Genomic DNA, 6,852 nt, shown 5'->3' on the forward strand with positions numbered 1-6,852 from the left:
CCGGGAACTCGACCGATTCGGTGCGGACAATGATGCAGAGGTGCTGGTGGTCATGGACGAGCATCAGGAGCGTGACGTTGTGCTCGACCAGGCAGCCCGCATGATGTACTCCGATCCGGAGAAGCTCCAGCACTTGCTCGAGCCTCCCTACCAGGTGGAGAGTCATCGGTATCAAACCGTCCAATGTGCCGATTGGATTTGCGGGATCGTGGGCCGGTTCGGCGCGCTCCGCGCCGCCCCAGGCGAGTTCGGTGAGTTCAAGTGGGCGGAAGAAGCAGCGTTTGCTCCTCGTATCGAGCGGTTGGCGATCTGCAAACACCTAACGCTGCCTCCTGTACTGCCGGCCGCCTCGGAGATCGTCGAGCTGAATGAACCGGGCGACCAATAGGTGAGGCCGCGCACCCGCCATGGATCGCGGATGGCTACGGGGTGCCCGGAGAGTTCAAGACGAGGGCCGGGGGGCGTAAACGTAAAACGGATCTGATCATCGCCGGGCCGGCCGTGGAAGGCGCACGCCGATGTCACGGTGCAGCGGGTGAGCGCGTTCTGACTTTCGTCCCCGCCGGCCCGCCGCTCTTTTCCTCCCCCACCGCCTCTCCTTCGATGACCACGCCACGCCGAAAGCCCCTGTTCCACGCCGCGGTCGTAACCCTCCTCGCGCTGGCCCTTCCGGCCTGCGACTCGCCGACTGGCGCGGGGACGGAGGAATGGACCACGCCCACGCAGCTTGCCGACGGCGCCGTGGCGCCATGGCCGGCCCAGATGATCGCGGATGGATCGGGGCTGTACCTGCTGACCATCGCGCATGACCGCTTCAATCAATCGTCGAATGGAAGCGGGGTGGATCCTGCCGCCAGCGTGGAGACCCTGGCCCTGCGCACCTGGACGGCCGGTGCGTGGTCCAGCCCGGAAACCGTAGCGGTGGGCAAGCCGGGAGCCCGCCTGAACGCGCAGATGGCCCTGGACGGGACGGGCCGGGTGCACGTGATCTGGGGCGAGGCACGCCACATCGGGAACGACGCGTTCTACTGGGACTTCACCGTACGCTACCGCAGCCGCGGGGGGCAGGGGTGGTCGGCGACGGAAACGTTCCACGAAACCATCGGCGGGCGGGGGCCTCCGCCCGCGGGGATCGCCGCGGCGGCCGGCCCGGATGGGCGCGTGCACCTGGTGTTCGAGGAAACTCCCCAGCAGTACGACCCGGCGACGGGTACCGTGGCGCGCTTCCTGGTGCAGGACGGCGCTGGATGGCGTTCGCAGCGCTTCCGCGTGGGCACGCACCAGTTCGGGGGCGTGACCCTGCACCACGTGGGCGGCGCGGAGATGGTGGCGCTGTACAACGACATGGGCGCCAAGGTGCAGCGGGCCCTGCGGTTCCGGGGCGGGGGCTGGGAGGCCCCGGTGGAGGGCGGAAGGAACAGCTGGCTGAATGCCGCGGACGGGGAGGGACGAATCCACGCGATCTGGAACGACCAGGTGCTGCTGCATTCCTCCTCCACCGACGGCACCACATGGGGCCCGCCGGTGGCCGTGCTGCCCGCGGGGAGCCCGAGCCTGTGGGACCAGGCCGTGGTCGTCGACAGCCGCCACCGGCTGCACCTGCTGCTGGGCGGAGGCGAGCTGGGCGGTGTCCCCGGCTTTGGGCACGCGCGGTTCGCCAACGGCGCCTGGGCCACGGTCCAGACGAAGCCGCAGGCCGTGAACTTCGACGGCCTGGTCTCCGCCATCGACGCCGGCGACCGCATTCACCTCGTGTGGCGTTCCGGCCGCGGGGACCAGGCCCGCCTGTTCCACTCCGTCTACCAGGTCGCCCCCTGACCCGCGGTGCCCCTCGGCGGCGGCGGGTGCACGAAAGGCCATCCTGCCGCCGGCGATTCTCGCCGGCCTTGCCCTCCTGAGGCCGATCGTGCACACTTGGGATTCCACGCGCGAAACCCCCTCCCCTCCCAGCTTCGTCCCATGCCGCTGACCTCCCGATTTGCAGCCGGCCTCGCGGTGGCGCTCACGGCCGGGCTCCTGGTCGGTTCCGCTCCTCTCCGTGCCCAGGCCGGCGGAACGGCGAGCCTGGACGTGGTGGTGGTAGACTCGGCGGGAGGGCCGATCGCCGAAGTGCTGGTGGAGGTGGCCGGGGTGCGCGGGGGGGTGAGAACCAACGACCTCGGGGTGGCCCGCGTGAACGGCGTACCCGCTGGAACCCGGCTGGTGTACGCCTACCGGCTGGGCTTTGGCGCGGCCCGCGTGTCCGTGCAGTTCGCCACGGGCGCAGTCGCCTCTACCCGGATCACGCTCACCACCGACGCGGTAACGCTGGCCGGGGTCCAGGTGGTGGTGGATCCCGTCGTCCGCAGTCTCCAGCAGGCGGGCTTCTACGCGCGGCAGCGAAGGGGCATGGGGGCCTTCATGACCGGCGACCGCATCGACGAGCTTCGGCCGATGCGGACCGTCGACCTCTTCCGCCGGATGAGGGGCTTCAAGGTCGTGTACGACGCACGGGGATTCATGGACCTGCAGACGACGAGAGGAACGGCAGGCCTCGGCAACTGCACGACCCCGGTGATCTTTCTGGACGGAGTGAGGATCCCGGCGCGCACCAGCGCCCGTGAAGACGTCCTCTCGTTCATCAACCCGGAAAGCCTGGCCGGGGTCGAAGCCTACGCGGGCGGGGCATCGATCCCGGCCGAGTACAACTTCACCGGCTCGGCGTGCGGCGTGGTGCTGCTGTGGACGCGGACCCAGTAACGGCGCCAACCAGGAATCCCCCCGCGCGTGAGAAACGCCGCGTCTGCCGGCAAGGAGCGAAGGAAGGGCCGGGGAGAGCGCTCCCCGGCCCTTCCTTGCGTCGGTGCCTTCGCTCCGGGGCGTCGCGCACGTGCAGCTTTTCCGGGCGGTGAGGATGTTGCATGGGGGGCCGCGCTCGCACCCGCGGAGGCGGACGCCGCCCGCCGGGATCTACACCGCCACCGGTGACGGTTCGTGAACGGTCCTGATCATTACCGCCGGCAGCTGGAGACGGTGGCGGAGAACGCGACGCTGGCGCTGTTCATCATGGACGAGCACCAGCGCTGCACGTACATGAACCGCGCGGCCGAGGAGCTGACGGGCTTTCGTCTGCAGGAGCTGCAGGGCAAGGCGCTCCACTACTACGTCCATCACACCCGCCCCGACGGCACTCCCTATCCCCTGGAGGAGTGCCCCATCGACCAGGCCTTTCCCCAGAACATGCGCGAGCAGGGGGTAGAAACGTTCGTCCACAAGGACGGGCACTTCTACCCCGTGGCGTTCACCGCCAGCCCCATCCGCCAGGAGGGCCGCACGGTGGGCACCATCATCGAGGTGCGCGACATCACCGACGAAGTGCGGGTGGAGCGGCGCCTGGCCTTTCTGGCGGCGCTGGGCCAGGCGCTGCAGCCGCTGACCGACCCGGACCAGGTGGTGGCCACCGCCGCCCGGCTGCTGGGCGAGCACCTGCAGGTGGACCGCTGCGCCTATGCCGAGGTGGAGGCCGACGAGGACCACTTTCTCCTCACGGGCGACTACACGCGGGGCGACACGGCCAGCATCGTGGGGCGGTACGCGATGTCGGCGTTCGGGGCCGAGGCGCTGCGGCTGATGCGGCGGGACGAGCCGTACGTGGTGGACGACATGGCCACGGACCCCCGCGTTTCCGAGGGGGACCGCGCCGCGTACGAGCAGACGCAGATCCGCGCCGTGATCTCCATGCCGCTGCACAAGGCCGGGCGCTTCGTGGCGGGGATGGCGGTGCACCAGCGCACCCCGCGGCACTGGCTGGACGAGGACGTGGAGCTGCTGCGCACCGTGACGCAGCGCTGCTGGGAATCCATCGAGCGGGCACGCGCGCTGCGCAGCCTGCAGGAAAGCGAACGCCGCCTGCGCGCCGCCCTGGCACAGGCCGAGGCCGCCCGCGACCGTGCCGAACGGCTGCAGGCGCTCACCGCCGCGCTGGCGCGGGCCCGCACGGTGGACGACGTGGCGACCGTGGTCGTGGCCGACATGGTGGGGGCGCAGGGCGCGCAGACCGGGGCACTGGCCGTGCGGACGCCAGACGGCGAGGCGCTGGAGCTGCTGCGCACCGTCGGCTTTCCCGAGCCGGTGCCGGCGCACGTGATGCGGCAGCGGCTTGATTTCCGCAGCCCCCTGACGGAGTGCTACCGCACCCAGTCACCCGTGTGGGTGGAGACGCGCGAGGGAGCCGAAGGGCTGGACGCACGCTATCCCCTCGTCGCGCCCACCTGGGACTCGCTGGGCGTGGCGGCCGCGGCCTTCGTGCCCCTGCTGGTGGCCGGCGAAACCGTGGGTGTGATCTCGTTTTCGTTCGACGCGCCCCGGGCGTTCACCCCCGGGCAGCGCGCCTTTCTCCTGGCCGTGGGGCAGCAGGCCGCGCTGGCGGTGGAGCGCGCCCGGCTGTTCGAGGCCGAGCACGCCGCCCGCGCAGAGGCCGAGCGCGCCAACCGCGCCAAGAGCGAGTTCCTGGCCGTGATGAGCCACGAGCTGCGCACCCCGCTGAACGCCATCGGCGGGTACGCGGAACTCATCGGCATGGGGATCCGCGGACCCGTCACCGAGCAGCAGCACGAGGACCTGCGGCGCATCCAGGCCAGCCAGCGGCACCTGCTGGGGCTGATCAACGAGGTGCTGAACTACGCGCGGCTGGAAACCGGCACCGTGCGCTACGACGTGGCCGACGTGGACCTGGGCGAGGTGCTGGCCGCCGCCCAGGCGCTGGTGGGCCCGCAGGCGCAGGCCAAGGAGCTGTCCCTTGCCGTCGCCCGCTGCCCGGCCGGGCTGGCCGCCCGCGCCGACGCCGAGAAGGTGCGGCAGGTGCTGGTGAACCTGCTCTCCAACGCGGTGAAGTTCACCGCGCCGGGCGGCCGGGTGGAGCTGTCGTGCGCGGCGTCCGGGAGTGACGTGCACGTCCTGGTGCGCGACACGGGCATCGGCATTGCCGGCGACCAGATGGAGCGCGTCTTCGAGCCGTTCGTGCAGGTGCGGGCAGACCTGGCGCGCACGGCCGAGGGCACGGGGCTGGGGCTGGCCATCAGCCGCGACCTGGCGCGTGGGATGGGGGGCGACCTGACGGCCGAAAGCACGCCCGGCGTGGGGAGCACCTTCACGCTCACCCTTCCCGCGGCGGGGTAGCCCGGTCTCAGCTTTCCTTCCGGCGGCACGCCATGCGGCGGCGCTGGCGCCGGTCCTGCTTTCTGTGCGCGACATGAACGACGAATACCACGACCGCTCCCCCGCCTTTTCCACCGCGTCGCCCCCCGGCCGCGAATCGGCCGAGCGGGTGGCCGCGTGGAAGCGGGGCGAGGAACTCGTCCGCGACCCGGCCGCCGCGCCGCCGCGCGACCCGTACCGCGGCCAGGCGCCGGCCGAGGTGGCCGACCGCGCCTTTGCCGCGCTGGCCGAGAACGTCCGCGACTACGCCATCTTCCTGATGGACCCGGAGGGCGTGATCACCTTCTGGGGCGAGGGCGCGCGGCTGATCAAGTGGTGGTCCCGCGAAGAGGCCGAGGGCTCCCACCTTCGCATGCTGTACCCGGACGGCGGCGCGGAAGACGGCACGGCCGAGGACCACATTCGCCAGGCGGCGGAGTCGGGCGAATACATCGGCCAGGGCCACCGCGTGCGGGCCGACACCTCTACGTTCTGGGCCCGCGTCTCATTGACCGCGCTGCGCGATACGGAGGGAAAGCTTCTGGGCTTCGCCAAGGTCACGCGCGACCTGACGGCCAAGCGGGCCGAGGAGGCCGCGCTCCTGATCGCCCAGCACCAGGCCGAGGCGGCCATCCGGCTGAAGTCGGAGCTGCTGCAGGACCGGGGCCGCACCGAGGGGGAGGATCGGCGGGCCGGCGAGCTGGAGGGGGCCACCGCGCAGCTGCGGGAAGAGCGCGCCGAGCGGTCGCGGCTGGAGGCCACGCGCTACGTGCTGCTGCGCCAGCTGATCGCCGCCGAGGAGCAGGAGCGCATTCGCCTTTCGCGCGAGCTTCACGACCAGCTGGGGCAGCTCGTGACGGCGCTCCGCCTGGGGCTGCGGGGGCTGCGCAGCGGAAACGGCTCGGCGGGGGCCGCGCTGGACGACCTGGAGGCGCTGACGGTGCAGCTGGCGGGCGAGCTCAGCCACATTGCCTCGGAGCTGCGCCCTCCCGCGCTGGACCGGCTGGGGCTGCAGCAGGCGCTGCAGGCGTACGTGGAAGACTGGGCCGCCCGCTACGGCATCGCCACCGGGTTCCAGCCACTGGGCGTGGACGACGAGCGGTTCGCGCTGGAGGTGGAAACGACCCTCTTCCGCACCGTCCAGGAAGCGCTCACCAACGTGGCCAAGCACTCGGCCGCGCAGAACGTGAGCGTGATCCTGGAGCGGCGCCCGGGGAGCGTGGGGGTGATCGTGGAAGACGACGGCGCGGGCTTCGACCCCGTCGCCATGGCTTCCCCGGGCGCGCGCACGCGGCGCATCGGGCTGGTGGGCATGCGCGAGCGCGTGGAGCTGCTGGGGGGCACGCTGGAGGTGGAATCCGCCCCGGGCGCCGGCACCACCCTGTTCATCCGCCTTCCCACCCACGACACCGGCCCGTAGCCGCTCGCGGGGCCCGAGGGCGGCACCATTCTCGCAACGGCCGGCGGACCCGCGCGCAGGCAGGCTCGCGCGGCTCGGCCGCGTGCTCCCCGGGGCACGCGGTCGTTCGCGTCCTCCAAATACGTTGCAGCGGTGACCCCCATCGATACCAGCCCCCCCGCGGGGGCCGACCAGCCCGCCGAGCATTACCGGCGGCAGCTGGATACGCTCGCCCGGAACGCCACGCTGGCGCTGTTCATCATGGACGAGCACCAGCG

At 71.6% G+C, this 6,852-nt stretch carries 5 protein-coding genes; all 5 read left to right on the forward strand.

Translation table 11 applies throughout. The features are described from left to right. The coding region (locus VIB55_RS02305; protein WP_331875047.1) for a DUF3800 domain-containing protein at positions 1–388 on the forward strand (388 nt) is incomplete at its 5' end. 215 nt (positions 389–603) lie between these two features. Then, positions 604–1,818: a hypothetical protein gene (locus VIB55_RS02310; protein WP_331875048.1), complete on the forward strand. Its 1,215-nt coding sequence runs from the start codon at positions 604–606 to the stop codon at positions 1,816–1,818. Positions 1,819–1,959: 141 nt separating this feature from the next. Next, a complete protein-coding gene (locus VIB55_RS02315) occupies positions 1,960–2,739 on the forward strand; it encodes a carboxypeptidase-like regulatory domain-containing protein (protein WP_331875049.1) in 780 nt (259 codons plus the stop codon). A gap of 234 nt (positions 2,740–2,973) precedes the next feature. Continuing rightward, a complete protein-coding gene (locus VIB55_RS02320; protein WP_331875050.1) occupies positions 2,974–5,157 on the forward strand; it encodes an ATP-binding protein in 2,184 nt (727 codons plus the stop codon). A gap of 73 nt (positions 5,158–5,230) precedes the next feature. Further along, on the forward strand, positions 5,231–6,595 hold the full coding sequence (locus VIB55_RS02325) for a PAS domain-containing sensor histidine kinase (protein WP_331875051.1): 1,365 nt from the start codon (positions 5,231–5,233) through the stop codon (positions 6,593–6,595). The last annotated feature ends 257 nt before the right edge of the window (positions 6,596–6,852 follow it).

Origin of the sequence: Longimicrobium sp. (genome assembly GCF_036554565.1) — a bacterium.
GTDB lineage: Bacteria > Gemmatimonadota > Gemmatimonadetes > Longimicrobiales > Longimicrobiaceae > Longimicrobium.